The sequence below is a fragment of the Nonomuraea sp. NPDC052265 genome, assembly GCF_044547985.1.
Lineage (GTDB): Bacteria > Actinomycetota > Actinomycetes > Streptosporangiales > Streptosporangiaceae > Nonomuraea.
Window position 1 is genome coordinate 340,044 of the sequence record NZ_JBIUBJ010000008.1, and the last position, 22,322, is coordinate 362,365.

The window sequence follows — 22,322 nt, forward strand, 5'->3', positions numbered from 1 at the left end:
CGGTCATCCCTGAAGGTAGGCGAGCACGGCCAGGACCCGGCGGTGCCCGTCGGACTCCGGCGGCAGGTCGAGCTTGGTGAAGATGCCGGCGATGTGCTTGGCCACGGCGGCCTCGGTGACGACCAGCTCCCTGGCGATCGAGGCGTTCGCGCGGCCCTCGGCGATCAGGCCGAGCACCTGCTGCTCGCGCGGGGTGAGCCGGGCCAGCGGGTCGCGCCGCCGCCGCAGGAGCTGGCGCACCACCTCCGGGTCCACGACCGTGCCGCTCGCGGCCACCCGGTCGAGCGCGTCCACGAACTCGCGCACGTCGCCGATGCGGTCCTTCAGCAGGTAGCCGACGCCCGCGCTGTCGCCGGACTCCAACAGCTCGGCCGCGTACGTCTGCTCGACGTACTGGCTGAGCACGAGCACGGCCGGCGCGGGGTGGCTGCGGCGCAGGGCGAGCGCGGCGCGCAGGCCCTCGTCGGTGAAGTTCGGGGGCATCCGCACGTCGGTCACCACGGCGTCGGGGCGGTGCTCGGCGACCGCCGCGACCAGGGCGTCCGCGTCGCCGACCGAGGCCGCCACGGTGTGGCCGAAGCGTTCGAGCAACCCGGCCAGCCCCTCGCGGAGCAGCACGGCATCTTCCGCGATCACGACGCGCACGGGATCTCCACTCTCACCAGGGTCGGGCCGCCCGGCGGGCTGGACACCGACAATCTTCCCTCCACCACGGCTAGCCTGTCGGCCAGGCCGGTCAGCCCGGTCCCCCTGGCCGGGTCGGCGCCGCCCACGCCGTCGTCGCGCACCTCGACGGCCAGCGTGCGGGCCGCCGTCCGGGCGGTGACCGCGGCTCTGGTGGCTCGGCTGTGCCTGGCCACGTTCGCCAGCGCCTCGGTGACCACGTAGTACGCGGTGACCTCGACCGGCGCGGGCAGCCGGCCCAGCCCGTCGACGTCCACGTCCACGGGCACGGGCGAGCGTCCGGCGACGTCACGGACCGCCGCGCCCAGCCCCCGGTCGGTCAGCACCTGCGAATGCACGCCCCTGATCAGCTCGCGCAGCTCGGCCAGCGCCTGCCTGGCCTCGTCGTGCGCCAGGTCGAGCGTCCGGGCCATGGGCGAGTCGTCGGGCACGTCCAGCCTGGCGACGCCGAGCGTCATCGACAGCGCGACCAGCCGCTGCTGCGCGCCGTCGTGCAGGTCCCGCTCGATCCTGCGGCGCTCGGTCTCGAACGCGTCCACCAGGCGCGCCCGCGACCGCATGACCTCGCCCAGCTCCGACCCGGCGGGCGCGAGCACCGCCCGGACCATCGCGCCGCGCGCCCCGCCCCACGCCGTGATCGTGTACGCCGCCACCGGCAGCAGCAGCACCCCCGCCACGCTCGCCACGGCCCCGACGGCCGGGACGGCCTCCGGCTGCACCACGGGCGACAGGATCAGCAGCACCGGCCCCCCGACGGTGAACCCCAGCATGACCAGGTCGATCCACCACATCGCGAACACCGTCATGACCGCGACCCCGGCCTCCCGCCGGCGCCGGTCGGGCACCGGCGGCAGCGGCACGGTGTCCACCAGGCGCAGCCGCACGCGTTCGAACCGGGCGATCAGCGGCACGGCCGGCGCCAGCAGCACCGGCACCAGCAGCAGGCTCACCGGCGGCCCGGCGAGCCCGACCACCGTGACGCCGAGGCCGACGGCCGCGCCCGGGACCACGCTGCCCAGCAGGTACGCCACGCACCGCCACGGCCAGGCCGACCGGAGGAAGGCGGGCGGGCGCTGCGTGAGCGCTTCGAGCGCGGTCCTGTTTGCCACCCGATGACCGTATCCGGCGACGGGAACGGCACGCAGTAGTGCAGGGTCTACCCTCGGCGGCTCAGCCCACCATCAGCGGCTCGGCGGCCGTACGCAGCTCCGCGCTGAACGGCGTGGGCCGGAAGGTCTGCGGGTCGATGTTGACGTTCACGCGGTAACCCTCGGCGTGCACGACGGAGCGGTCCTCGGACAGGACGCGGAAGCCGTACACGCCGCTGGTCCGGCCCATGCGGTCGATCCAGAAGTCGACCAGCACCTGGCCCGCGCCCATGACCGGCACGTTGTAGGTGATCTTGAACTCGCGTACGGCCAGGTAGAGGTCCTTGAACTTGGAGATCGCCGGGTCGAAGCTCCAGCCCTGCTCGGCCCAGTAGGCGGAGATGGCGCGCTCGACCAGCAGGGCGTAGCGCGAGTTGTGCAGCAGGCCCATCGCGTCGAGGTCGTCGAAGTGCACCTGGGCGGGTCGGGTCTGGGTCACAAGAGCTCCTTCAGTCGGTCGTGGACGGCACGGCGGGCCCGCCCGTAGGCGGCGTCGCCCCTGCCGAGCAGGCGGGTGTGGGTGACCACGGCCTCCCCTAGGGCGTCGATCTCGTACGCGAGCTGCGCCGGGTCGGTCTCCGGCGGCAGCTGGCCCAGCTCGACCGCCTCGCGCACCAGCCGCTCGATGAACGTGAGCCAGTCGGCCGCCGCCTCGGCCACCCGGTCCCTGACCGGGCCGGGACGGTCGTCGAACTCGGCCTGCGCGGTGTAGAAGAAGCACCCGCCGGGGAGCACGCCGTTCTCGTAGAAACTCAGGCGGGCCTCGTGCAGGGCCAGGACGCGGGCCACGCCGGGCGGGGCCTTGAGCGCGGGCTTGATGATCTCGTCCGTCCACTGGCGGACGGCCCATTCGACGGTGTCGAGCTGGAGCTGTTCCTTGTCGCGCCAGTGGGCGAAAAATCCGGATTTGCTGACCCCGACGGCTTCGGCCAGCCGGCCCAGGGTCAGCCCTTCCAGGCCGTGCACCGAGGCCAGCGACACGGCCCGTTCGAGGATCGCCTCGCGGCTGCGCTGCCCGCGCGCCCGGCGACCGTCTTCCTTCACGTCGGCCATGTCGCCCAGCATACATTAACGACCGATCGTTCAGATTGAGAGGGTCAGCTCCTCCCGTAGCGCACCGCGACCGAGTCGAACATATGGACCACCTCGGCCGCGTCCGCCTCCGCCAGCGACCGGCCGAGCTGGGGATCGCTGCCGTCGAGCCCCGACTCCCGCTCGACGATCCGCGCCACCTGGTACATCAGGTCCACGACCCGGCTCGCGGCGTCACCGTGCCACCAGTAGGGCACGCTGATCCCCCAGCCACCCTCCCAGTGGTTCACGGAGATGCCGGTGCCCTCGTGTTCGAGGTCCCAGTTGGGCGGGTCCTCGAAGATCTTCACGTCGCCGAGGAGCGCGCGGGCCTGGGTGACGACGTTGTTCCAGGCCACCAGGTCCGGCGGGCGCGGCTCGTCGTCCTCCGAGCCGAAGTACAGGTCGTAGCTCATGGTGCACGAAACTAGTGCCGATCCCCGACGAACCTCCGCAAAATACGCCGAACGACCACAACCAGCGCGAGCACCACCCCGACCCGCACCGCCACGGAACCTCCCCGGCGGGGCGCCGCCACCACGGGCGCCGCCGCTCCGCCTTCGGTCACCTCCGAGTAGACGTCGTCGATGATCAGGTTGAACCGGCGCTCCCTGCGCGACCCGGCGCTCGTCATCCGCAACGCCCTCACCTGCCTCCAGAACCCGCCCCCGATCGGCCCGGCGAGCACGGTCGCGGCGACCTCCCGCAGGTGCGCCTCGGTGATCGAGCGCAGCTCCCACATCAGCAGCCAGTGGTTGAGGATCATGTTCACGTACAGGTGGGCCCGCTGGCCCTCCTCGTCGCCGGAGGCGAAGAACGCCCCCCAGCACGCCCGGTAGACGGGGTCGTCCATCGCCATCTTCATCAGGTCGCCGTGCAGTGTGCGCAGCGCCTGCTCCCTGGCGGACTTGGCCTCCCTGGCCTGGAGCACGAGCGAGAACGCCACGCCGATGAGCGCGAGGACGGCCAGGATGGCGGAGGCAGCGCCGTACGTCTGGCCGATGTCGCCGAGCACCGACCAGTCGCCGCGGCTGCGCCCCAGCGCGGCCAGGAAGAAGGGGGAGGCGACGACCAGGCCGGCTGCGGCGACGACCGACAGCAGGAGCAGGATGGTCACCCAATAGCGCCCGAACGACCGCCTGTTCACCGGGCTAGAACGTGGCCGAGTGACGCAGGGGCGGAGGAAGGACGTCGCGTTCGGCGGTCATGTACGGAATGAGCTCCGCCCCCTGGCCGAAGAGCTTCTCCATGTCGTCTCCGCAGCTCTCGATCAACGACCGGTCGAGGATCTTGCGCGCTCCGGTCAGTGTGCCGTCCTGGTTGTAGAGCACCTCGTACATGACCGTCGAGTCGAGGATGACCACTTCGGGCAGCGCCTGGGGGAAGCCGAGCGCCGGCAGGCCGTCGGCCTCCAGTACGCGGATGTGCTCGCCGGCCAGGGCCCGCAGGCGGATGTAGTAGAGCTCCCACTGCAGGTAACGGCTGAAGGGCCGCTCGACGAGCCGGACGCGCCGCATCGCGAACTCCCCCGCCTCGCGCAGCGGTCGCTGGATCTCCTGCCGTCGTTCGTCGATGAGCCGGATCGCCTCGCCCCAGTCGCCGGCGTCGAGGGCCAGCCAGCTCGGCTCGTCGGGCTCGCGATAGTTCTGGCGCGTCTCCAGCTTCCAGAACACCCGTTCGAGCCCGCGAAAGTACGGCCAGAAATCCGAGAAATACTCGTCAGGCGTGAGGAGCTGGGACTTCGCCGCAGCGACGTTTCTAAGCATCAGGGATATCCGGCTTGGCGGCTACGAGCATCTTGCGGGGAATGACGACCAGGCGTTCGTCACGGGCAATACTAACCCCCGCGGGCAGCCGGCTCCGGTAACTCTCCGTAAGGTCGCGTCCGATTACCGCGATATCGCCGTTGGACAGCTCCCAGATATCAGGACATGAGGGACTTGCCGTGGTATCGCCCAGCTCAAGGGCCGACCTCCCCAGACGTCGTCGCAGCTCGGCCGATACGTCAGCTTCCCATGGACGCGCCACGGCAAAACCCCTTTTCCCTGGTGGCGTTACGCATGAGTGTGACATCGAATACGATGACCGACAATGTCCCGTCACGGAAGAGTGAATTCACCGGGAAGGCAGTAATGCTTCCAGGGGGACGATCGGGTCATTCTCCCTCCGCGCGCTTGCGGAACTCCAGCCCCTCGAACGTTCCCGACGTGCGCCATCCGTCGATATACGCGAAGTACGCCATTGCGCCCTGCGGGTGGCCGATGTTCAGGCGGCCTTTCCTGCCGGGGTCGCGGCCCTCGTTGTTGTAGTAGCCGGGTGTGCAGTCGGCGGAGGCGCCGAGGATGCTCCCGGGGCCGGACAGCAGCAGCTCGATCCAGGCGTCCTCGGCCTCCTCGGTCACCTCGATCTCGTCGAAGCCGTGGTCGAGCGCGTGGCGGACGGTCATGGCGATCGTGCGGGCGGCCTCGGTGAGGTTGTGCGGGATGTTGGAGATGAGGTTCGCGCCCTGCGTGGGCTGGACGACGAAGGCGTTCGGGAAGCCGTGCACGTGGATGCCGTGCAGGGTGCGCATGCCGTCCGCCCAGTGGTCGGTGAGCCGGACGCCGTCGCGGCCGGTCAGCTCGTAGCCCGCGCGCCGGGTGTAGTCGGTGGTCACCTCGAAGCCGGAGGCGTAGATGACGCAGTCGACCTCGTACTCGACGCCCGCGACCACCACGCCGCGCTCGGTGACGCGCTCCACGCCCTTGCCGTCGGTGTCCACGAGGTAGGTTCCGGGCACGTTGAAGGACTGCAGGTACTCGTCGTGGAAGCAGGGACGCTTGCAGAGCTGGCCGTACCAGGCCTTGAGCTTCGCGGCGGTCTCCCGGTCGCCGACGATCGCGTCGACGCGGGCCCGGATCTCCTCCATCTTCTCGAAGTCGGAGTCCTCGTACGCCTGCGCCATCTTCTCCGGGGTCAGGTCCTCGGGCGGGAGGGCCGCGATGCGGGCGCGGACCCGGCGGGCGATGTCGGTCCAGCCGTCCATCACCAGGTCCTCGCCGGTCAGGCCGCCGGTCTGGTTGCCGGTGAAGTTCTCCAGCCAGCGCTGCTGCCAGCCCGGGGTGGCGATCCCGGCGAACCAGGCGGGGTCGGTGGGCCGGTTGTCGCGTACGTCCACCGAGGAGGGGGTGCGCTGGAACACGTACAGCTCGGCGCAGGCGCGGGCCAGGTGCGGCACGCACTGGACGGCCGTCGCGCCCGTGCCGATGACCGCGACGCGTTTGTCCGCCAGCCGGTCCATGGGCGCGCCCGTGGGGTCGCCGCCGGTGTAGTCGTAGTCCCATCGGCTGGTGTGGAACGAATGCCCGCGAAAGTCGTCGATGCCCGGGATGCCGGGGAGTTTGGGCACGTGCAGCGGGCCGATCCCCATGACCACGAACCGGGCGGTGAAGGCGTCGCCGCGGTTCGTGCGGACGGTCCAGCGCGACCGGGACGCGTCCCACTCCAGGTCCTGGACCTCGGTGTGGAAGAGGGCGTCGTCGTACAGGCCGTAGTGCTTGCCGATGCGGCGGCAGTGTTCGAGGATCTCGGGGGCGTGCGCGTACTTCTCCGTCGGCATGTGGCCGGTCTCCTCCAGGAGCGGCATGTACACGAACGACGCGGTGTCGCACTGGGCTCCCGGGTAGCGGTTCCAGTACCAGGTGCCGCCGAAGTCGCCGCCCTTCTCGACGATCCGCACGTCGTCGATCCCGGCCTCCTTGAGCCGGGCGCCGGTGACGAGCCCGGCGAACCCTCCGCCGACGAAGGCCACCGTCACGTGGTCGCTCTTCGGGTCGCGCTCGGCCCTCGGCGTGTACGGGTCGTCGAGGTAGTGGGCGAAGCGGCCGGTGAGGCGGACGTACTGGTCGTTGCCGTCCGGGCGCAGCCGCTTGTCGCGCTCTTCGAGGTATTTGCGACGGAGGGCTTCTTTGTCCATGCGTCCTCCGGGGACGGGATTCCGAATTCCAGAATGTCATTCGCGAATCTCGTTCGACAAGGGCCGCGGGCGGGAGAAGCGGGCGCGCAGCCGGCCGAGGACCGGCGGGCCGCCCGCGAAGCACCACAGCGCGATCACCGGGTCGCAGACGGCGCAGCCGAAGGAGGAGTCCGCGGCGAAGGTCAGCAGCGGGCTGCCCTGGAGGTGGTGCAGCACGTCCCAGGCGGTGTGCAGCAGCCAGCCGATCCCGATGAACGTCCAGCTCTCCAGCCCGCGGTAGGCGACGTAGGTCATCACGACCGGCAACAGGAACTCCCAGTAGCCGAGGCCGCCGCCGCTCAGGTAGGCGGCGCCCGCGCCGGCCACCAGCACGGCGTTGGCGCGACGGCCGTGCGGCTCGGGGATCAGGGAGACGAGGGAGACGGCGACCAGGCCGATGAGGATCGGCATGAGGATGGACATGGGGTACTTCCTGCCGGTTGCGGGGAACGCCGCCAGGCTAGGCGGGCCGCACGGCCTGGAGGCCACCGACCACGGCGTGGAGCGGATCGCCGCGCAGGCCGGGTTCGGCTCGGCCACCGCCTTCCGTGAGCGGTTCAAGCGGGTCGTCGGCGTGCCGCCGCAGTCCTACCGCGCCTCCTTCCGCCCCCTCGCAACGGACGCGGCGCCGTGAGCGCGCCGTCCCGCTACGGACGCAGCGCCGTGAGCGGACCCTCCCGCTACGGACGCAGCGCCGTGAGCGCGCTCTCCCAGACGTAGGTGTCGTTGCCGTCGGCCGCGCTCGGGGCGTGCGGCTCGAACTGCCCCGGGCCGATCAGGACGCGCACCCCCTCCGACCGCAGCTCCTCGACGCTGCGCAGGAAGGGCGCGCGGGCGGCGAGCGCGCTGTTGACGAACGGCAGGACGACCACGGGGATGCCCAGCCCCGGAGCCTCGGCCAGCAGCCCCAGCGCGTAGGTGTCGGCGACGCCCATGGCGAACTTGTTGATCGTGTTGTACGTGGCCGGGGCGACGACGATCGCGTCGGCCCTGGGCGGCCTGGGCTCGTGCGGCTTGCGGTAGCGGCTGCGGACCGGGCGTCCGGTCAGGCGCTCCAGCTCCGGCACGTCGATGAAGTCGAGCGCCGACGGCGTGGCGACGACCTGGACGACCCAGCCCTCGTCCTGGGCCGGGCCGACGAGCCTGGCGACGTCGCCGGCCGGGCCGGCCGCGCACACGATGACGTAGAGGGTCCTGCCGGAGGCGGTCACGGTTGAGATCGTACGGCGGTAGCCGCCGCGTCGACGGCGCGTACGCGGGCGGCGACCTCCGGCGTGAGGTGGCGGGCCAGCACCGCCAGGGCCGCGGTGACCTCGCCGACCGCCTCGGGGCCCGGGTCGGGGAGTGCGGCGGCGAGGGCGTCGTCGATCGTGGCGGCCCTGACCTCGGCGACCCGGGCGGAGGGCGCCTCGGCGGGACGGATGAGCCGCCGCCGCCGGTCGGCCGCGTCGGGCACGCCCTCGACGGACCCGGTGGACTCCAGCCGCGCGACGGCCGTGGACACCTGGCTCTGCGGCAGACCGGTCCGCGCCGCGATCTCGCTGACCGTCGTGCCGGGATGGGCGACCACGTCCCCGAGGACCACGAGCACCGTACGGACCGAGCCCCGTGGGCCGTCGCCCTTCGGCTGGGGCATCGCCTGCTCGCCGATCTTCATGAGGGTGCGGCCGAGGAGGAACAGTTCGACTGCGTTCATGGGGACATGATACATCTATATCGATGCATCGATTTAGATGCTTTTTGTAGAGGAGACCCCCATGAACGCGCTTCCCGTGCCCGGCGCCACCCTCCACTTCCAGGTCGAGGGCAGCGGTCCCGTCCTGCTGCTGTCGCAGAGCGGCGAGGGCGACGCCGACCGCACCGCCGACCTCGTGCCGCTCCTGGCCGACGCCTTCACGGTCGTCACCTACGACCGGCGCGGCCTGTCGCGCAGCACCCTCGACCCCGCCGCGCCGCCCGTCACCATGGCCGACCACGCCGAGGACGTCGCGCGGCTGCTCGCCGAGGTCGCCGACGGGCCCGCCCTGATGGCCGGGTTCAGCATGGGAGGCGCGATCGGCCTCCAGGTCGCGGCGCGGCACCCCGGCGTGCTCGGCACCCTGGTCGCGCACGAGCCCGTGACGCCGAACCTGCTGCCCGCGGCCGACCGGGCCGAGCACGTGGGCGAGCTGACGGCCATCCAGCGGGCGTACGCGTCCGGCGGACTGGCGGCGGCCCTCCCCGCGATCACCCGGCACCTCGGCATCGACCCGGCCCACGACGAGACCGAGGAAGGGCTCACCTCGCAGCCGCTCACGGCCAGGCGGCAGGCCAACTTCGGGTTCTTCATCGGGACGGAGTTCACCGCGGTCATGGAGGACGACCTCGCCCCGGCGGAGCTGGCGCACACCGGCACGCGGGTGATCCCGGCGATCGGACGTACCACCCGGCCTTCGGTGCACACCTACCGGTGCGCGCTCGCGCTGGCGGAGCTGCTCGGCACCGAGCCGGTCACGCTGCCGGGCGGGCACAACGGCAACACCGCCTTTCCGCGAGCGACGGCGGAGACGATCAAGGCGGTGCTCGCCGGGCAGGCGTGAACGCGGCCGCCCGGACCTTCTGACGGCGCCCGGCTTAGTGCCACTCCCCGTCGCCGCTCTCGCGCCAGAGGCAGGCGGTCACCAGCGGCAGGCCGTCCTCGTCGCGGAACGCGGGCTCCCGCACGCAGTCGAGGAAGACGTCCGGGACCGAGTCGAGCACCCCGGGCCACGGCCCGTCGTTCACGTACGGGCTCATCTCGGACTCGTGGTCGAAGGCGCGGACGTAGGCGCCCTCCGGCGAGAAGACGATCGCGTAGTCGTCGCCGGACCCGTTCCGCCAGGAGGCCATCTCCGCGCCCGGGCTCCAGTGGGCGTCGAAGGAGCGGCGGCGGTACTCCCATTCCGGGCTCAGGACGGCCTCCAGCACCGCCGTCGATCGGCAGAGGTCACGCAGCACCGGGATGTCGGGCAGCCTCCTGGCCACCTCGTGAGCAGTCATGCACCCCATCCAACCGCCGGTCGGGAGCACCCCTGCCGCACGGTCAGCAGGTGCGGAGCATGTTGGACAGCGCCACGCGCTCGCTGCGCGTCACGAACAGCCGGTAATGGTGTTTCACGGTGATCCATGAGGTCGCGTAGCGGCACCAGTAGGCGCGGCGGCGCGGACGCCAGCTCTGCGGCCCCTGCCCGCCCTTGGCGATGTTGGCGGAATGGCTGACGGTGACCAGCTCAGGACGGGTGAGGTCGTTGGCGAAGGCCCGCCGCCGCGCCTGGCTCCACCTCTTGGCGCCGGAGCGCCAGGCGTAGGCCAGCGGCACGACGTGGTCGACGTCCACCAGGCGCTCGCTCTTCAACCGCCTGCCGTCGTACGGGCTGTACCAGACGCCCTTCACCGGGTGGCAGGCGGCGTTCCTGCGCACCCGCCGCCCGTCGCGGGACAGGACGGTCTCCCGCACGTCGCACCTTCCTTTGTGACGTCCCCACCGAGGCTGGAACCGGCGATGGGTGTAGCCGCGCAGCGATAAGGGCCTGGCGACGCGGAGCTGGGCCAGCATGCGGCGGGCCCGCGCCGCACCGGCCTGCGCGTCGGCACGGGACTGCGCCGCGGCCGGCCGCGGGGCGGCGGCGACCTCGGCGATCGGGATGACCAGGAAGGCGAGGACGGCCATCAGGACGGCCCGTCTCAGGAAGATCATGCTTTACCCCATACCCACACACGGCGGACGTCCTCCAAGTGGATGGCCAGCCCTCCGCAAGTGGAGGTGCGTACCTTCCCGAACCATGAGAAGAAGTCTTCTGCTCCTCGCCGTCCTGGCCGCGGCCGCCGTGCCGCCCGCGACCGCGTCCGCCGCTTCGGCCTCCTCCACCTCTCTCGCCGGGCAGGTCAGGACGCTCTTCTTCCGCGGCATGACCCTGCGGATCCCCGCCGACTGGCAGGTGCACCGGTCGCGCGACCACGTCGTGGTGGTGACCGGGTTGTTGTGCAAGAAGCCGGAGCCGTTCGCCCCCGACTGCGAGAGCTTCTGGATCTTCGGGCCCAAGGAGTACACGAACGTGCCGGTCGGCGGCGGTTCCTTCACGTACACGGGCAAGGAGCAGTTCCATCCGTTCAGCGGGGTGATCCCGTGCCCGTTCAACTCCAACCTGAGCTGGTACCCCGGCGAGAGGGCCTCCTACCGGGGGCTGCGGCCGATGGGCGCCGGGCACAAGGCGAAGTACACGACCTGGCCGAACCGCTGCGTGACGAACGACACCGGCCGCACGACCTCGAAGTGGACCGAGCGGGAGTGGTTCCTGCCGCAGTCCAGGATCCTGGTGGTGGACGCCTGGAACACCTACGGGCTGGCCGGGGTGCTCAAGCGCGCCACGTGGAGCTGATCCGGCGGGTCCGGGGGCTCATCGTACGGCGCCGACCACCGCCCAGCGGCCCGACCGCAGCCTGGCCAGCAGGGTGATCATCCGTACCAGCAGGAACACCGACAACCCTGTCCAGATCCCCGCCAGCCCCCACCCGAACCGCAGCGAGGCCCACACCACCGGCAGGAACCCGAGCACCGCCCCGGCCGCCGTCGCCGTCCGCAGGTACGCCACGTCGCCGGCGCCGAGCAGCACGCCGTCCAGAGCGAACACGACGCCGCCGATCGGCTGCAAGGCGACGAAGAACCACCAGATGCCGTCCATCTCGGCCAGCACCGTGGCGTCCGAGGTGAACACGCGGGGCAGGACGCCGGCCAGCCCCGCGAACCCCAGGCCGAGCAACGTACCGAAGACCAGGCCGCAGCCGGTCACCTGCCGGGCCAGCCGCCGCGCCCGCCCGGCCTCGCCCGCGCCGAGGGCGGTGCCGACCAGCGCCTGGGCGGCGATCGCGAGCGCGTCCAGCACGAACGCCAGGAACATCCACAGCTGGAACACCACCTGGTGCGCGCCGGACGCGGCCGGCGAGGTGTGCGCCGCCACCGCCGTCGCCGACACCCAGCACGCCTGGAACGCCAGCCCGAGCAGCACCACGTCACGCGCGACCCCGAGCTGGGCACGCATCGCGGCCGGGACGGGTGCCAACGCCGCCCTCTCCGCCCGCAGGGCCCGGACGAACAGAGCTGCGGAGACCAGTTGCCCGGCCACGTTGGCGACCGCCGAGCCGTCGAGCCCCCAGCCGAGCCCGTGCACCAGCATCGGGCACAGCGCCGCGGAGATCCCGTTGCCGACCAGGACGTAGCGGAGCGGACGCCGCAGGTCCTGCACGCCGCGCAGCCAGCCGTTGCCCGCCATCGTGATCAGGATCATCGGGGCGCCGAGCAGGGCGATCCGCAGCCAGCCCACCGCCGCGGCGGCGACCTGCTCGTCGTCGGCGAGCAGGCGGGCGACGGGTGCGGCGGCCACTTGCCCGATCCCGGCCAGGATCAGCCCTGCGACCGCGCCGAGCCATGTCGCCTGCACACCCTCCGCCACGGCGTCGGCCCTGCGGCCCGCGCCGTGCAGCCGGGCGGCGCGGGCGGTCGTGCTGAAGGACAGGAACGTCATCTGGGTGGCGATCTGCGCCAGCACGATCGCGCCCACCGAGAGCCCGGCCAGCGGGATCGCCCCCAGATGACCGACCACGGCGGTGTTGACCAGCAGGTAGAGCGGCTCGGCGGCCAGGACGCCCAGGGCGGGGAGGGCGAGGGTGAGTATCTGGCGGAGGGGGGACGTCGCCTGGCCCGCTTCTCCGGGTGGGGTGCCCTTGAACATATGTGCGAGTCTTTCGCTGTTGCGAGTTATTCGCAATAGCTGCGGGATATCCGTCCGCCCTGTTTCCGACACGATGGACCATCGCAACGGCAGGGAGGTGACAGGTGACGAGCCGCTTCTTCATCGGTGAGTGGCGACGTAGACGCAGATTGAGCCGGTCTACGTCGCTGCCGCTGCTCCGCGTGTCAGGGCGAGGACCGGGTCGTACAGGCGGGTGAACCTCAGGCGTCCGAGGGCGGGGGTGAAGGTCTGTTGAGACATGACCGCAGTCTCGGCCGCGCGCCACCCGCCGGTCTTGAACGAAACGCTCGAACAGCCACAATCACTCTGTGCGCCGACCGCCCTGATCGCCTCGGCGGCTACCCGCTACCCGCATGTCCTGGTTCGGGACGCGAGGTCCTCAAGCCCGTATTCCGACAAGAGCCTCACCCCTTGGAGAAGGCACTCGCGGTCGAACACCTGGCTCACCCCGGGCATACCCGCCAGCCGGTGACGCCATGGTCTCCGATTCACCTCCGGCCGAACCGAAACCCGATACGACTCAGGCATGTCCGACACTCTGGTGGCCGCGACGAGCGTCTCGTTGTCCGCGTACTCCTCGACGAAATTCTGATACGCCGCCTTCTGATCCTCGTACTCATATGACACGAGCCCGGGAAAACGCTCGATGACGGCCACGACGGCCTTCTTCTCCTTGGCCGTGGCCGCCGCTTTGTTCGCCCTGCCCCGACCGTGCCGGCACTCTTTGATGAACGAATCCTTCATGCAGAGAAACACGGAGACCTCCGCGTTCCGCGACGACATGGCCACGGCATCACCCTCCACCTGGTCGATGACCAGCCCCACACCCCGCCGCGAATTCGCCACGGCGACAATGCGCGCCCGATCGGCCACCCCGGAGACCCGTACCCGGAACGAATCCGGCATGTCCTCGGCCCGTACCTCGGCGAGCAACTTCTTCTGATCGGCGTACTCCCGCCGGAACCTCGCGTACGCCGCCGCCCGGCTCACGAACCGCACCTCGGTCACCTCGGGTGTGCTCTTCAGAAACGCCTCGACATCCCGCCGCTGCCTCGCCGTCGCATACCGCTTGTCGCACCTCGACGAGGACGGCGTGCACAAGAAGACCGCGATCTCCGAATCCTCACCGACACCACCCTCATGACCGGGCCCCGCCTCGGCCGCCGCCTGCCCCGCCATTCCTGAGAACACCACGACGAACGCGACCAGCACCCGCCACAACCAGCGCTTCACCGAACTTCTCGCTCTACGAATCAGCCCGGGAACCGAAATTCGGGACGAGACAGAATTCGTTCACCTGCGCCTGCGCGCACGCCGCTGACGTACCGGCGCGGTTCGGGAATCATAACCGGCCCATCGCAGCAGGACGATGGCCAGGCCGACGACCGTCGTCATCGCCCCTGAGATGGTCGCCAGAAAAGCCAAGGCGCTCTCGCCGTCCGGATCACCTATCCCGGCCGGCCGTCCGCCGGCCCATTCGCCCATGGCCCACGCCTGAGTGGCGACGAGGATTCCGAAGGCGACCGTGACGGCCCCCAGCAGATGGCCGGGAGTACGCGCCCACACCCCTCTCGCCGCGAGCACGAACCCCACCACCAGCGCGACCGGTACGGTGACGAACTGCCCCATCTCCAGCGCCATCAGCGCTGCGAGCCGCGCGTGCTGAAAGCCGTCGCCACGCAGCGGCAGCCAAAGGAACGGCCACGCCACGACACCGGCAAGAAAGCCGATCGCCGACAACCGGAGCATCGCCATAGGCGCCATAATTCCGGACCAATCCACCAAAATGCCACCAAACACGCAGCCGAACCGCCAGGACTTTCCCATCACCCCCAAAAGCCGCCAACCCGTGTACGCATCCCCTCCAAACCGAGTGGTACGGTATGCGTCATGCGGATGACCCATTCATTTCTCGGCTGGTGGCGCCCCTAACAGGGCGGCACTGCTCATCCGCGCAGACCCAACCAAGCGGCCGCCCAGTCCCGGGCGGCCCGTTGGTGTCCTCGTACCTCGGCCGGCCCAGGACGAGAGGCGGCTCCCGACCTGAGGGAGCTCCACCGATGCCACGACGTCTCACAGGATTCACGCCGTCCGGCGACCTGCACCTCGGCAACTACTTCGGCGCCATCGCCCCGATCATCGCCGAACAGACCACCACGGACACCGTCGTCTTCATCTCCGACCTGCACGCGCTCACCCTGGACCACGACCCCACCCAGGTACACCGGCGAACCCTGGAATTCGCCACCCTGCTGCTCGCCGCCGGCACGGACCCGGAGTCCTGTCTGTTCCTCGTCCAGTCACACGTCCCGGAGCACACCGAACTGCACTACCTGCTGGAATGCACCACGGGCTACGGCGAGGCCCAGCGGATGATCCAGTTCAAGGAGAAGTCCAGCCGCCAGCAGCAGGTCCGCATGTCCCTGTTGACCTACCCGATCCTCATGGCCGCCGACATCCTGCTGTACGACACCGACGAAGTTCCCGTCGGCGAGGACCAGCGCCAGCACGTCGAACTGGCCAGGACCGTCGCCCAGCGGTTCAACACCCGATACGCCCCCGTCTTCACCATCCCCACGACGGTCAATCCGCCGGTGGCCGCCCGGCTCATGGACCTGGCCTCCCCCACCGACAAGATGAGCAAGTCAGCCGCCACGCCGGGCGGCGTCCTGCGCCTGCTCGACGACCCCGACGTGCTCCGGCGCAAGGTGATGCGCGCCGTCACCGACGCGGACAGCACGATCGCCTACGACCCCGACCGCAAACCCGGCGTCTCGAACCTCCTGTCCATCCTGGCCGCCTGCACCGACCGCGCCCCCGAGGACCTGGCGTCCCGGTTCGACCGCTACGGCGAACTCAAGGAAGCAGTGGCCGACGCGGTGGTGGCCACCCTCGCCCCCATCCGCGACCGCTACCTGTACCTGTCTGAGGACCCCGGCCACGTCCAGAAGGCCCTGCGGTCCGGCGCCGAACGAGCCCGTGACCTGGCCGGCGCCAAGATCCGCCAGACCAAGGCAGCCATCGGCCTGCTCCCCGCCTGACTGCGACGCCACCACCTGCACACCAGGCCCGCCTCCGGCCCACTCCGGAGGCGGCCGAACACCGGCCTCCGCTCCAAGGCAAGAGCTCATCCGCCGATCAGGACGTCGGACCCGTGAAAGCCTTCCCGCATCCGGCCGATCGCCAGTCATCGGGACGTCCAGTGTGATCGTGGACTCGCCCGTTGCCGTGCTACCTCGCCGAGCCAGTAGCTGCACTTCGCGATCGCACAGGCATGCCCGTCGGGAGGAGGTGAACCCTTCACCTGGGACGGAGCCAAGACCTGCTGCCTCCTGCCTGCAAGGCGCACGCCGATCTTGCGCCACCAGCGAAGGCGCACCCCTGGGCACGCCGGCCAGAGTGTCCGTCGGGCCGGAGCTGAGAAACGACTCGCCTTCATTCGGGGAGTCGTCAGACCAGCGTCAGACAGAGCGCGAACGGGAGGGGGATCAGTGTTGCCGTACCGAGCCATGCCGCAAGCCCCCGTCTGCGCCGCAGCGGGAGAACCACGTCGACCACAACCACCAGTGTCAAGGTGACGACGCCGGTCACCGCCAGGAGGAGCATGACAACGCCTGAGTGGTCGAGCGTCGTGTAGTTGCAGTTGACGAGTCCAGGCTTGGCAAGGTCGTCCGTGCTCCTGCAGTCCATGGGCAGGTACTCGGTCAGCAGCCACCACCCCAGACAGAGCGGGATGCTCGCGGGCACGCCGAGAGCGAGGTTGACCAAGGCGGGACCGAGGAGGCCGCGTCCCTTGCGTCGAGAAGGTGCATCAGCCATCAAACCGCCCCTGCTCTTGGTGGCCTGGAAGGGTCATATGATGCACGCCCGGAGCGCCCTGCAGATCACGAGGCTCGCCTTGACCGCACGGTGGGGTCTCTCGTCGCTTCGAGCTGTCGCAGACCCGACGCCACCTCGATGTGCCGAACGACGTGCCGGAGATCCCATGAGTGCAACCGTTGCTCAAGCTCGCCCACTCGGACGCCGAGGAACTCGCGTTGTGCTTCCGTGAGGACGCCACCGGCGTCCAGGCACTCGCTGACGCATTCACTGATCTCCAGGAGAACTGGATCTTCGGAGGGCAGCAGTTCAGGGAAGCGTTGACGGCGCCAGAACCCCAATGCGTGCAACGCGGCTTTCCTGGGATCGCCGTACCAGTACCAGCGAACCTGAGAGTTGGGATACGGAACGCTGACACCCGCCATCGGTGAGGCAGTGCAGGATCACGCACTCTACGGGCGAAGTTTCCGAAGCTCACCAGTGAAGGCTAGCCAGCTCCTGTATGCCCCTTGATTCCGTCCGCTCCACGAAAGAGATCCGAACTCCTGACTGCCTGCTCGCGAACACGTACGACGATCCTGAAGTGAAGGGTCCGATGAGCGACGGCAGTTGACCTCCTCAATCACCGGACCGTCCGAGGGCGGAGAGCCCTCCGGCAGCACATCCCACTCCAACGAGATCGATCGCCGTCGGGACGCCTCGAATGAGCTGGGCGAGGATCACCGCCGGCCCTACGCCCTTCGCTCCCACCGATCAGCCGGGGACTGCGCTCGATACGCGCGAATGAGTCCCTGGCACCGTAAGCCCCCACCATTCCGCCGCCCGTTCTTCTCTGCATCCGCCGCGCCCAGGGCGAAGAAGCCATGCCTCGGGCAGCCCTGGGAAGACCTCGATCCAGGCCCGCTCCCGAGGCGACAGAACGAGGCAGGCGCCTCGGTGGCGACTGCAGCGGGAATCCGACCCGCCGAACTCACCACCCGTACGCATCTGGACGTTGGCGCTCAAACGAGTGCCGGCGCCGGCGAAGTCCTCTTCCTCAGCGTTGCGACGCCGACGCCCGCCAGCCACATGGCGGCGATGCCGTTGAACATCGCGACCGCCCCCCATCCGTTGGAGGCGTAGAACTCCGACGAGTTGAAGCCGAAGAACATCGACGGCACTCCGGCCAGGTGCAGTGCGGCGATGCCGAACGACGACCAGCCGACCCACCGAGGAAGAGCGCGGGAGCGCAGCACCGCGTACCCGAAGGCGACACCGAAGACAACCAGCGTCAGGTGGGTGATGGAACCGTAGAGCAGGTAAGTGGGCACGGTCCGGGTCGGGTCGATCAACTCGGTGGCCTTGATGGCGCTGCTGCCCTCGATTCCCTTGGCGACCATGTCGATGATCGTCCATGCCACGCCGGCGATACCGGCGACCGCGCCGAACCATTCGTACCGGGCGTCGGCCCGCGCGATCAGGAAGCGGACGCCGCTCATGAACACCATGAACAGCGTGAGCGCGGAGAAGTTGAAGAGCGTACGGGTGAGGATCAGCCAGTCCGGCATGAGACTGCCGGTCTCGACACCGCATGCCGGAGGGTCGCAGGTAGGGACCACGAAATAGAGCGGAAGTTCGGCCATCGCGAAAACGGCGCCGAAGATCGCGGCCAGACCGATCCAGCGACGGGCGACAGGAGGGAGATGTATCTGTGCATGCCATGAAGTGTTCATGCCATGCACAGTAATAGCAACTGTATAAGGCGTCTACTATTTCTCTCGGATCGTCGAGAGGATGCCGGCCATGACCCCACGCAAGAGCCCCGGACGCGAGATCGCACCGGATCGCGCGCACACCGACGACGCCGACTTCGAGGCTCTGCCGCCAGGCCTGGCCGCGGCCTGGGGCGTCGTCGACACCGGGGGGCGGCGCGGTCCCAAGCCGGCGCACAGCGTCGAGAAGATCATCGCGGTCGCGACCGAACTGGCCGACAAGGAAGGCATCGCCGCCGCCTCGCTGCCGAAGGTGGCCGCCCGGATCGGCGTGACCACCAACGCGCTGTATCGCTACGTCAGCTCCAAGGACGAGCTCATCGTTCTCCTGGCCGACCGCGCCTGGGGCGACCCGCCCACGCTGCCGGACGGCGATTGGCGAGAGGCGGCCGCGCTGTGGTCACGCCAGCTCTTCGAACGCTTCCTCTCCCGTCCATGGCTGCTGGACGTGCCCACCACCGTCTCCCTGACCCCGCACAACGCGGCCTGGCTGGACGCCTTGATCACCGTGCTCAAGTCGACCGGCATGGAGGCGCAACAGATGCTGAACTGCGCATACCTCCTCGACAGCCACGCCCGGTACGGCGCCAACCTACGGCGCAACACCCCGACACCGGCCGCGTTGCGCCGCGCGAACCCCGATCAGCAACGAGCGGTACGTGCGGTCCAAGTGTTCCTGGACAGCCAACTCCGCTCCCGCAACCTGAACGCCGTCGCGGACGCGATGGAGGACCCGATGTTCCTCGCCGACGAACCCCCGCTCGACGGCTTCGAATTCGGCCTTGCAAGAATTCTCGACGGCATCGAGGCATACGTGCAGCGGTAAGAACGTCACAACAGTTGCCCTGTCGGATGGGAAGCCGCCGAAGCCGGAACGCCATCACCTCGCGCCGAACCAGTCACCCCAGCCGGCCTCGACATTCGGGCGTCGCCCCGCACGCCGGGTCATCAACGGAGCATCAGGTGCGCATAGACGACCGGCCATGATGCCGGTCTTCTCTGATCACCGTTCAAGACATGGACGACAACGCAGCGTCAGGGTCGCGGCAACCTGCGCAGCTCGTTGAAGCCTCGGTGTGGACGAGCGGCGGGATCGGCGGCTGTCACCGACCCCCTCGCTGCCGAACGGCCCCTCATCGGCAACATGCCCGTCAACCGAGCAGCCCCCTGCCCAACGACGGTGCCTCCCGCCTCGGCAATCGCTTCCACCCGGCTGTCGGATATCGAGGTCGCCTGCACGGATTTCCACGCTCGGCTGCACCCCTGTCCGGGCGCGACGAGACGTGCGCCGAGGAACGAGCTATGCACCGTCGTTGCCATCACGCAGGGAACGAATCATGCTCTGCAGAATCCGGAACGCGTCTGACTGCTCGCCCTCAGTCATACCGGCCAGCATTCTGACCTCGACGGACCGGACCGCTGCGCTGGCCTTCTCCAGGCTCCGCCGGCCGCGAGCCGTGAGCCGCGCGGGAAGAACCTTCCCGACGGGCGCCTCCGCGGGCCTGGTCACGTAGCCGTCCCGTTCCAGGGTCTGGAGCAGTACGTTCATCGACTGCCGTGTCACGAACGCGCCACGCGCGAGCTCGGAGTTCGACAAGCCCGGCCGTTGAGCCAACAGCTCGAGGCAGGAGTAGTGCGTCACGCTCATCCCGAGCGGCCGCAGCACCTCCTCCATGGCTGCGCGCAGGGCGCTCGACGCCTCTTTCAGCAGGTAGCCCAGTGATTTGTCCAGGTCGACGCCGGCACCGTTTTGACTCATGTCAGTATTCTGACATACATTGGCTCATGTCAGTATCCTGACACGTAGCGAAGGAGCATCACCATGCCCGCCACCGGCCCCGACTTCATCTCCCTGCAAGCGCGCGACCTCGACGCTTCGCAGGCGTTCTACGAGCAGTACCTCGGCCTCGTCCGCTCGCAGGCCGGACCTCCGCACGCCGTCGTCTTCGAGACGAAGCCGATCGCCTTCGCCCTCCGCGACATCGTTCCCGGCACCGATCTCGCATCCGTTGCCCAACCCGGCATCGGTGCCGCGATCTGGCTCCACGCCACCGACGTCCAGGCCATCCACGACGCTCTCGTCGCCGACGGTCACACCATCGTCTCCGCACCGATCGACGGCCCCTTCGGCCGGACCTTCACCTTCGCCGACCCCGACGGCTACCAGATCACTCTCCACGACCGTGCCTGAGGCGAGCACCCTGGTATTTGGGGCCACCGGAGCACTCGGTCGCCACGTCCTGGACGCGCTGGTAGCCCGGGGAATCATTCCCGAGACGATCACCGCGGTCGGACGGAATCAATTGCGCCTCGGGGAACTCGCTTCCGCCGGGTTCAGCACCGCTGCCGTCGACCTGTCGGATTCAGTAGGCGTCGCAGAACTGGTTGCCAGGCACTCTGACATTGTGTTGATCTCGGGCAGAGACCCGGATCGCTTTGCTCAGCACGAGTCGGTCATCGCAGCTGCGAAGAAGGCGAATGTCCGACACGTCTACTACATCAGCGGAGTTCGAGCCGACGATGACCGGTTCGACATCAACGCGGACCACAGGGCGACAGAGAAAGCTCTTATCGCTTCCGGTGTGACGTACACGATCCTGCGGAACACCTGGTACATCGAGAACTACATCCAGGCGCTGGCAGGCCCCCGCTTCACCGGCGTTCTCGCCGCGGCGACCGGTGACGCCGTCGTTGCGGCAGCCAGCCGGAAGGACCTGGCTGAGGCATTGGCCATCGTTGTCACCACAGGTGGGCACGGCAATGTCGCCTACACCCTCTCAGGCGACACGAACTTCACCTACGCCGACATCGCCGAAGCGATGTCGGTCGTGCTGAAGCGAGAGGTCACTTACCAGGCCGTCACTCCCGAAGAGTTGCAGGTAGCGCTCATCAATTCGGGGATGGACGGCGAGCTGGCCGGCTTCTTGGTAAGTCTCGATGAAACCATCGCCGCCGGGGTCTTCGCTCGGGCCGGTGACGATCTTTCTCGCCTCCTCGGCAGGCCAACGACCGGCCTTGTCGAGGGACTGACGGCAGAGTGAACAGCGGGGCCGGGGCGGGTGAGTCGGCATCCTCAGCTCGCGTTCGCGCGCTCGTCCTCCCCGTCCTCGTCTGTGCGCCACAGTGCGGGCTGGTCGTGCTCCTGGTGGACGGTCTGTGGTCGGTGGCCGACCCGGTCGCTCGCACCTTGCACGACCGCCTCGCTGATACTCGGGTCGTCCGCGACTTGCTGTAGCTGCCGCCATCGCGTGCGGTGTCTCGCGGCGCTCGACGAGGGGCGCCGGTAAGAACGCGTGGTCGCTTTCTCCCCTGCCATCCGGAGGCTGTGCTTGAGGACTCCCTGAAACCGACGGCCTGGTCCCCCGCCACAGCCGGCACCTCAAGACGTCGGCTGCCGTGCGGCGCGGGTCCGTGGCCGCCAACGGCGCTGGCCGCCCAAGTCCTGACCGGATCCATGAACCCCCTCGATTCGTTGGCGGGCTCCCCTGCCCTGGATGTTCAGGCGCAACGGCGGCGGGGCATGCGCAGCACGACTGAAGGTGTGCTAGGTTGGATCCAGTTGCAGTTGTGGTACCCATAAGAACTTGTGTGCACCTGACGGTATGTAGCCTCAGGTGCATTTTTTGTTTTCCGGTCATCTCCGGGTGTGTGGTCCTATCGCGGCGACGCGGAATCCGTCCAATGCGGATTTCGGCTTTGCACCCATCAAAAGGAGATCAACATGGCTTCTGGCACCGTGAAGTGGTTCAACGCGGAAAAGGGCTTCGGCTTCATCGAGCAGGACGGCGGCGGCGCCGACGTCTTCGCGCACTACTCCAACATCGTCGCCAACGGCGGCTACCGTGAGCTGCGCGAGGGCCAGAAGGTGGCCTTCGACGTCACCCAGGGCCAGAAGGGCCCGCAGGCCGAGAACATCGTTCCCGCCTGACACCGCGCACCACGCAGCCGGGGCCCGCGCCGCAGGGCGCGGTCCCCGGCGCGTCGCTTTTGTGGCATCCATCGTGCCGTGACGACCTCACAACCCGCGCAGGACAGCATGTCTGTTCTCCCGCCGCACACCGGATGCACCACCGATGGCTCCGGTTCG

28 protein-coding genes are annotated in these 22,322 nt (G+C 69.2%); 8 read left to right on the top strand and 20 right to left on the bottom strand.

From position 1 onward, the window contains the following. Window positions 1-3: 3 nt before the first annotated feature. From ACIHAD_RS25520 to ACIHAD_RS25565, 10 genes are all read right to left on the bottom strand, one after another. Window positions 4-645: a response regulator gene (locus ACIHAD_RS25520; protein WP_397357123.1), complete on the bottom strand. Its 642-nt coding sequence runs from the start codon at window positions 643-645 to the stop codon at window positions 4-6. Then, the gene (locus ACIHAD_RS25525) at window positions 633-1,793 is read right to left on the bottom strand and encodes a sensor histidine kinase (RefSeq protein ID WP_397357125.1); all 1,161 of its coding nucleotides are present in this window, start codon (window positions 1,791-1,793) and stop codon (window positions 633-635) included. The genes ACIHAD_RS25520 and ACIHAD_RS25525 overlap by 13 nt, the downstream gene beginning before the upstream one ends. Window positions 1,794-1,854: 61 nt before the next feature. After that, the gene (locus ACIHAD_RS25530) at window positions 1,855-2,271 is read right to left on the bottom strand and encodes an acyl-CoA thioesterase (RefSeq protein ID WP_397357126.1); all 417 of its coding nucleotides are present in this window, start codon (window positions 2,269-2,271) and stop codon (window positions 1,855-1,857) included. Further along, a complete protein-coding gene (locus ACIHAD_RS25535) occupies window positions 2,268-2,885 on the bottom strand; it encodes a TetR/AcrR family transcriptional regulator (protein WP_397357128.1) in 618 nt (205 codons plus the stop codon). Before ACIHAD_RS25535 ends, ACIHAD_RS25530 begins: the two co-directional genes overlap by 4 nt. Window positions 2,886-2,929: 44 nt before the next feature. Then, entirely contained in the window at window positions 2,930-3,319 is a 390-nt protein-coding gene (locus ACIHAD_RS25540; RefSeq protein ID WP_397357129.1) for a hypothetical protein, read from the bottom strand. A gap of 11 nt (window positions 3,320-3,330) precedes the next feature. Continuing rightward, window positions 3,331-4,050 carry a DUF6082 family protein gene (locus ACIHAD_RS25545; RefSeq protein WP_397357130.1) on the bottom strand — a complete coding sequence of 240 codons (720 nt, stop codon included), beginning with the start codon at window positions 4,048-4,050 and terminating at the stop codon, window positions 3,331-3,333. Window positions 4,051-4,054: 4 nt separating this feature from the next. Next, complete coding sequence (locus tag ACIHAD_RS25550; RefSeq protein WP_397357131.1) at window positions 4,055-4,669, bottom strand: DUF6879 family protein; 615 nt, start codon at window positions 4,667-4,669, stop codon at window positions 4,055-4,057. Next, window positions 4,662-4,931, bottom strand: a complete 270-nt coding sequence (locus ACIHAD_RS25555; RefSeq protein ID WP_397357132.1) for a hypothetical protein — start codon at window positions 4,929-4,931, stop codon at window positions 4,662-4,664. The genes ACIHAD_RS25550 and ACIHAD_RS25555 overlap by 8 nt, the downstream gene beginning before the upstream one ends. A 127-nt stretch (window positions 4,932-5,058) precedes the next feature. Beyond that, window positions 5,059-6,858, bottom strand: a complete 1,800-nt coding sequence (locus ACIHAD_RS25560; RefSeq protein ID WP_397357134.1) for a flavin-containing monooxygenase — start codon at window positions 6,856-6,858, stop codon at window positions 5,059-5,061. A 36-nt stretch (window positions 6,859-6,894) separates the two neighbouring features. Next, window positions 6,895-7,320: a DUF6010 family protein gene (locus tag ACIHAD_RS25565; protein ID WP_397357135.1), complete on the bottom strand. Its 426-nt coding sequence runs from the start codon at window positions 7,318-7,320 to the stop codon at window positions 6,895-6,897. On the opposite strand from ACIHAD_RS25565, the gene ACIHAD_RS25570 reads away from it, so the two are divergent. Beyond that, the gene (locus ACIHAD_RS25570) at window positions 7,307-7,531 is read left to right on the top strand and encodes a helix-turn-helix domain-containing protein (protein WP_397357136.1); all 225 of its coding nucleotides are present in this window, start codon (window positions 7,307-7,309) and stop codon (window positions 7,529-7,531) included. The genes ACIHAD_RS25565 and ACIHAD_RS25570 overlap by 14 nt on opposite strands. A gap of 46 nt (window positions 7,532-7,577) precedes the next feature. Here the strand turns inward: ACIHAD_RS25570 and ACIHAD_RS25575 are convergent, their stop codons facing one another. Then, complete coding sequence (locus ACIHAD_RS25575; RefSeq protein WP_397357137.1) at window positions 7,578-8,108, bottom strand: flavoprotein; 531 nt, start codon at window positions 8,106-8,108, stop codon at window positions 7,578-7,580. Further along, complete coding sequence (locus ACIHAD_RS25580; RefSeq protein WP_397357138.1) at window positions 8,105-8,593, bottom strand: MarR family winged helix-turn-helix transcriptional regulator; 489 nt, start codon at window positions 8,591-8,593, stop codon at window positions 8,105-8,107. The genes ACIHAD_RS25575 and ACIHAD_RS25580 overlap by 4 nt, the downstream gene beginning before the upstream one ends. A 61-nt stretch (window positions 8,594-8,654) precedes the next feature. On the opposite strand from ACIHAD_RS25580, the gene ACIHAD_RS25585 reads away from it, so the two are divergent. After that, window positions 8,655-9,476, top strand: a complete 822-nt coding sequence (locus tag ACIHAD_RS25585; RefSeq protein WP_397357139.1) for an alpha/beta fold hydrolase — start codon at window positions 8,655-8,657, stop codon at window positions 9,474-9,476. 34 nt (window positions 9,477-9,510) lie between these two features. On the opposite strand, the gene ACIHAD_RS25590 is transcribed toward ACIHAD_RS25585, so the two are convergent. Both ACIHAD_RS25590 and ACIHAD_RS25595 read right to left on the bottom strand, forming a co-directional pair. Then, entirely contained in the window at window positions 9,511-9,915 is a 405-nt protein-coding gene (locus ACIHAD_RS25590) for a hypothetical protein (RefSeq protein WP_397357140.1), read from the bottom strand. Window positions 9,916-9,958: 43 nt separating this feature from the next. Continuing rightward, complete coding sequence (locus ACIHAD_RS25595) at window positions 9,959-10,612, bottom strand: HNH endonuclease family protein (protein ID WP_397357141.1); 654 nt, start codon at window positions 10,610-10,612, stop codon at window positions 9,959-9,961. An 85-nt stretch (window positions 10,613-10,697) separates the two neighbouring features. Here ACIHAD_RS25595 and ACIHAD_RS25600 point away from each other — a divergent pair, with 85 nt between their 5' ends. Continuing rightward, the gene (locus tag ACIHAD_RS25600) at window positions 10,698-11,294 is read left to right on the top strand and encodes a hypothetical protein (RefSeq protein WP_397357142.1); all 597 of its coding nucleotides are present in this window, start codon (window positions 10,698-10,700) and stop codon (window positions 11,292-11,294) included. A gap of 18 nt (window positions 11,295-11,312) precedes the next feature. Here the strand turns inward: ACIHAD_RS25600 and ACIHAD_RS25605 are convergent, their stop codons facing one another. The 3 genes from ACIHAD_RS25605 to ACIHAD_RS25615 form a co-directional block, all read right to left on the bottom strand. Beyond that, on the bottom strand, window positions 11,313-12,644 hold the full coding sequence (locus ACIHAD_RS25605) for an MATE family efflux transporter (protein WP_397357143.1): 1,332 nt from the start codon (window positions 12,642-12,644) through the stop codon (window positions 11,313-11,315). 366 nt (window positions 12,645-13,010) lie between these two features. After that, window positions 13,011-13,898: a permease-like cell division protein FtsX gene (locus ACIHAD_RS25610; protein WP_397357144.1), complete on the bottom strand. Its 888-nt coding sequence runs from the start codon at window positions 13,896-13,898 to the stop codon at window positions 13,011-13,013. 60 nt (window positions 13,899-13,958) lie between these two features. Further along, window positions 13,959-14,420: a hypothetical protein gene (locus ACIHAD_RS25615; protein WP_397357145.1), complete on the bottom strand. Its 462-nt coding sequence runs from the start codon at window positions 14,418-14,420 to the stop codon at window positions 13,959-13,961. Between the two features lie 305 nt (window positions 14,421-14,725). On the opposite strand from ACIHAD_RS25615, the gene trpS reads away from it, so the two are divergent. Next, on the top strand, window positions 14,726-15,706 hold the full coding sequence (trpS, locus tag ACIHAD_RS25620; protein WP_397357146.1) for a tryptophan--tRNA ligase: 981 nt from the start codon (window positions 14,726-14,728) through the stop codon (window positions 15,704-15,706). Between the two features lie 409 nt (window positions 15,707-16,115). On the opposite strand, the gene ACIHAD_RS25625 is transcribed toward trpS, so the two are convergent. Then, on the bottom strand, window positions 16,116-16,433 hold the full coding sequence (locus ACIHAD_RS25625; RefSeq protein ID WP_397357147.1) for a hypothetical protein: 318 nt from the start codon (window positions 16,431-16,433) through the stop codon (window positions 16,116-16,118). Between the two features lie 1,052 nt (window positions 16,434-17,485). Next, a complete protein-coding gene (locus ACIHAD_RS25630) occupies window positions 17,486-18,196 on the bottom strand; it encodes a hypothetical protein (RefSeq protein WP_397357148.1) in 711 nt (236 codons plus the stop codon). Window positions 18,197-18,266: 70 nt separating this feature from the next. Here ACIHAD_RS25630 and ACIHAD_RS25635 point away from each other — a divergent pair, with 70 nt between their 5' ends. Beyond that, window positions 18,267-19,061 (top strand): TetR/AcrR family transcriptional regulator, encoded by a 795-nt coding sequence (locus ACIHAD_RS25635; protein WP_397357149.1) that lies wholly within the window; start codon window positions 18,267-18,269, stop codon window positions 19,059-19,061. 474 nt (window positions 19,062-19,535) lie between these two features. Here ACIHAD_RS25635 and ACIHAD_RS25640 read toward each other — a convergent pair whose 3' ends face one another. Next, on the bottom strand, window positions 19,536-19,994 hold the full coding sequence (locus ACIHAD_RS25640; RefSeq protein WP_397357150.1) for a MarR family winged helix-turn-helix transcriptional regulator: 459 nt from the start codon (window positions 19,992-19,994) through the stop codon (window positions 19,536-19,538). Between the two features lie 63 nt (window positions 19,995-20,057). Between ACIHAD_RS25640 and ACIHAD_RS25645 the strand changes: the two genes are divergently transcribed. The 3 genes from ACIHAD_RS25645 (at window position 20,058) to ACIHAD_RS25655 (ending at window position 22,163) form a co-directional block, all read left to right on the top strand. Continuing rightward, window positions 20,058-20,426: a VOC family protein gene (locus ACIHAD_RS25645; RefSeq protein WP_397357151.1), complete on the top strand. Its 369-nt coding sequence runs from the start codon at window positions 20,058-20,060 to the stop codon at window positions 20,424-20,426. Then, on the top strand, window positions 20,419-21,276 hold the full coding sequence (locus tag ACIHAD_RS25650) for an NAD(P)H-binding protein (RefSeq protein ID WP_397357153.1): 858 nt from the start codon (window positions 20,419-20,421) through the stop codon (window positions 21,274-21,276). The genes ACIHAD_RS25645 and ACIHAD_RS25650 overlap by 8 nt, the downstream gene beginning before the upstream one ends. A 680-nt stretch (window positions 21,277-21,956) precedes the next feature. Further along, on the top strand, window positions 21,957-22,163 hold the full coding sequence (locus ACIHAD_RS25655) for a cold-shock protein (protein WP_020545593.1): 207 nt from the start codon (window positions 21,957-21,959) through the stop codon (window positions 22,161-22,163). The last annotated feature ends 159 nt before the right edge of the window (window positions 22,164-22,322 follow it).

What these genes read in the sequence shown, in the direction of transcription:
- ACIHAD_RS25535 (WP_397357128.1), bottom strand. Translation starts at nt 2,885, where the DNA reads ATGGCCGACGTGAAGGAAGACGGTCGCCGGGCGCGCGGGCAGCGCAGC.
- ACIHAD_RS25540 (WP_397357129.1), bottom strand. Translation starts at nt 3,319, where the DNA reads ATGAGCTACGACCTGTACTTCGGCTCGGAGGACGACGAGCCGCGCCCG.
- ACIHAD_RS25550 (WP_397357131.1), bottom strand. Translation starts at nt 4,669, where the DNA reads ATGCTTAGAAACGTCGCTGCGGCGAAGTCCCAGCTCCTCACGCCTGAC.
- ACIHAD_RS25560 (WP_397357134.1), bottom strand. Translation starts at nt 6,858, where the DNA reads ATGGACAAAGAAGCCCTCCGTCGCAAATACCTCGAAGAGCGCGACAAG.
- ACIHAD_RS25570 (WP_397357136.1), top strand. Translation starts at nt 7,307, where the DNA reads ATGAGGATGGACATGGGGTACTTCCTGCCGGTTGCGGGGAACGCCGCC.
- ACIHAD_RS25565 (WP_397357135.1), bottom strand. Translation starts at nt 7,320, where the DNA reads ATGTCCATCCTCATGCCGATCCTCATCGGCCTGGTCGCCGTCTCCCTC.
- ACIHAD_RS25580 (WP_397357138.1), bottom strand. Translation starts at nt 8,593, where the DNA reads ATGAACGCAGTCGAACTGTTCCTCCTCGGCCGCACCCTCATGAAGATC.
- ACIHAD_RS25585 (WP_397357139.1), top strand. Translation starts at nt 8,655, where the DNA reads ATGAACGCGCTTCCCGTGCCCGGCGCCACCCTCCACTTCCAGGTCGAG.
- ACIHAD_RS25590 (WP_397357140.1), bottom strand. Translation starts at nt 9,915, where the DNA reads ATGACTGCTCACGAGGTGGCCAGGAGGCTGCCCGACATCCCGGTGCTG.
- ACIHAD_RS25595 (WP_397357141.1), bottom strand. Translation starts at nt 10,612, where the DNA reads ATGATCTTCCTGAGACGGGCCGTCCTGATGGCCGTCCTCGCCTTCCTG.
- ACIHAD_RS25600 (WP_397357142.1), top strand. Translation starts at nt 10,698, where the DNA reads ATGAGAAGAAGTCTTCTGCTCCTCGCCGTCCTGGCCGCGGCCGCCGTG.
- ACIHAD_RS25605 (WP_397357143.1), bottom strand. Translation starts at nt 12,644, where the DNA reads ATGTTCAAGGGCACCCCACCCGGAGAAGCGGGCCAGGCGACGTCCCCC.
- ACIHAD_RS25615 (WP_397357145.1), bottom strand. Translation starts at nt 14,420, where the DNA reads ATGGCGATGCTCCGGTTGTCGGCGATCGGCTTTCTTGCCGGTGTCGTG.
- trpS (WP_397357146.1), top strand. Translation starts at nt 14,726, where the DNA reads ATGCCACGACGTCTCACAGGATTCACGCCGTCCGGCGACCTGCACCTC.
- ACIHAD_RS25630 (WP_397357148.1), bottom strand. Translation starts at nt 18,196, where the DNA reads ATGAACACTTCATGGCATGCACAGATACATCTCCCTCCTGTCGCCCGT.
- ACIHAD_RS25635 (WP_397357149.1), top strand. Translation starts at nt 18,267, where the DNA reads ATGACCCCACGCAAGAGCCCCGGACGCGAGATCGCACCGGATCGCGCG.
- ACIHAD_RS25640 (WP_397357150.1), bottom strand. Translation starts at nt 19,994, where the DNA reads ATGAGTCAAAACGGTGCCGGCGTCGACCTGGACAAATCACTGGGCTAC.
- ACIHAD_RS25645 (WP_397357151.1), top strand. Translation starts at nt 20,058, where the DNA reads ATGCCCGCCACCGGCCCCGACTTCATCTCCCTGCAAGCGCGCGACCTC.
- ACIHAD_RS25655 (WP_020545593.1), top strand. Translation starts at nt 21,957, where the DNA reads ATGGCTTCTGGCACCGTGAAGTGGTTCAACGCGGAAAAGGGCTTCGGC.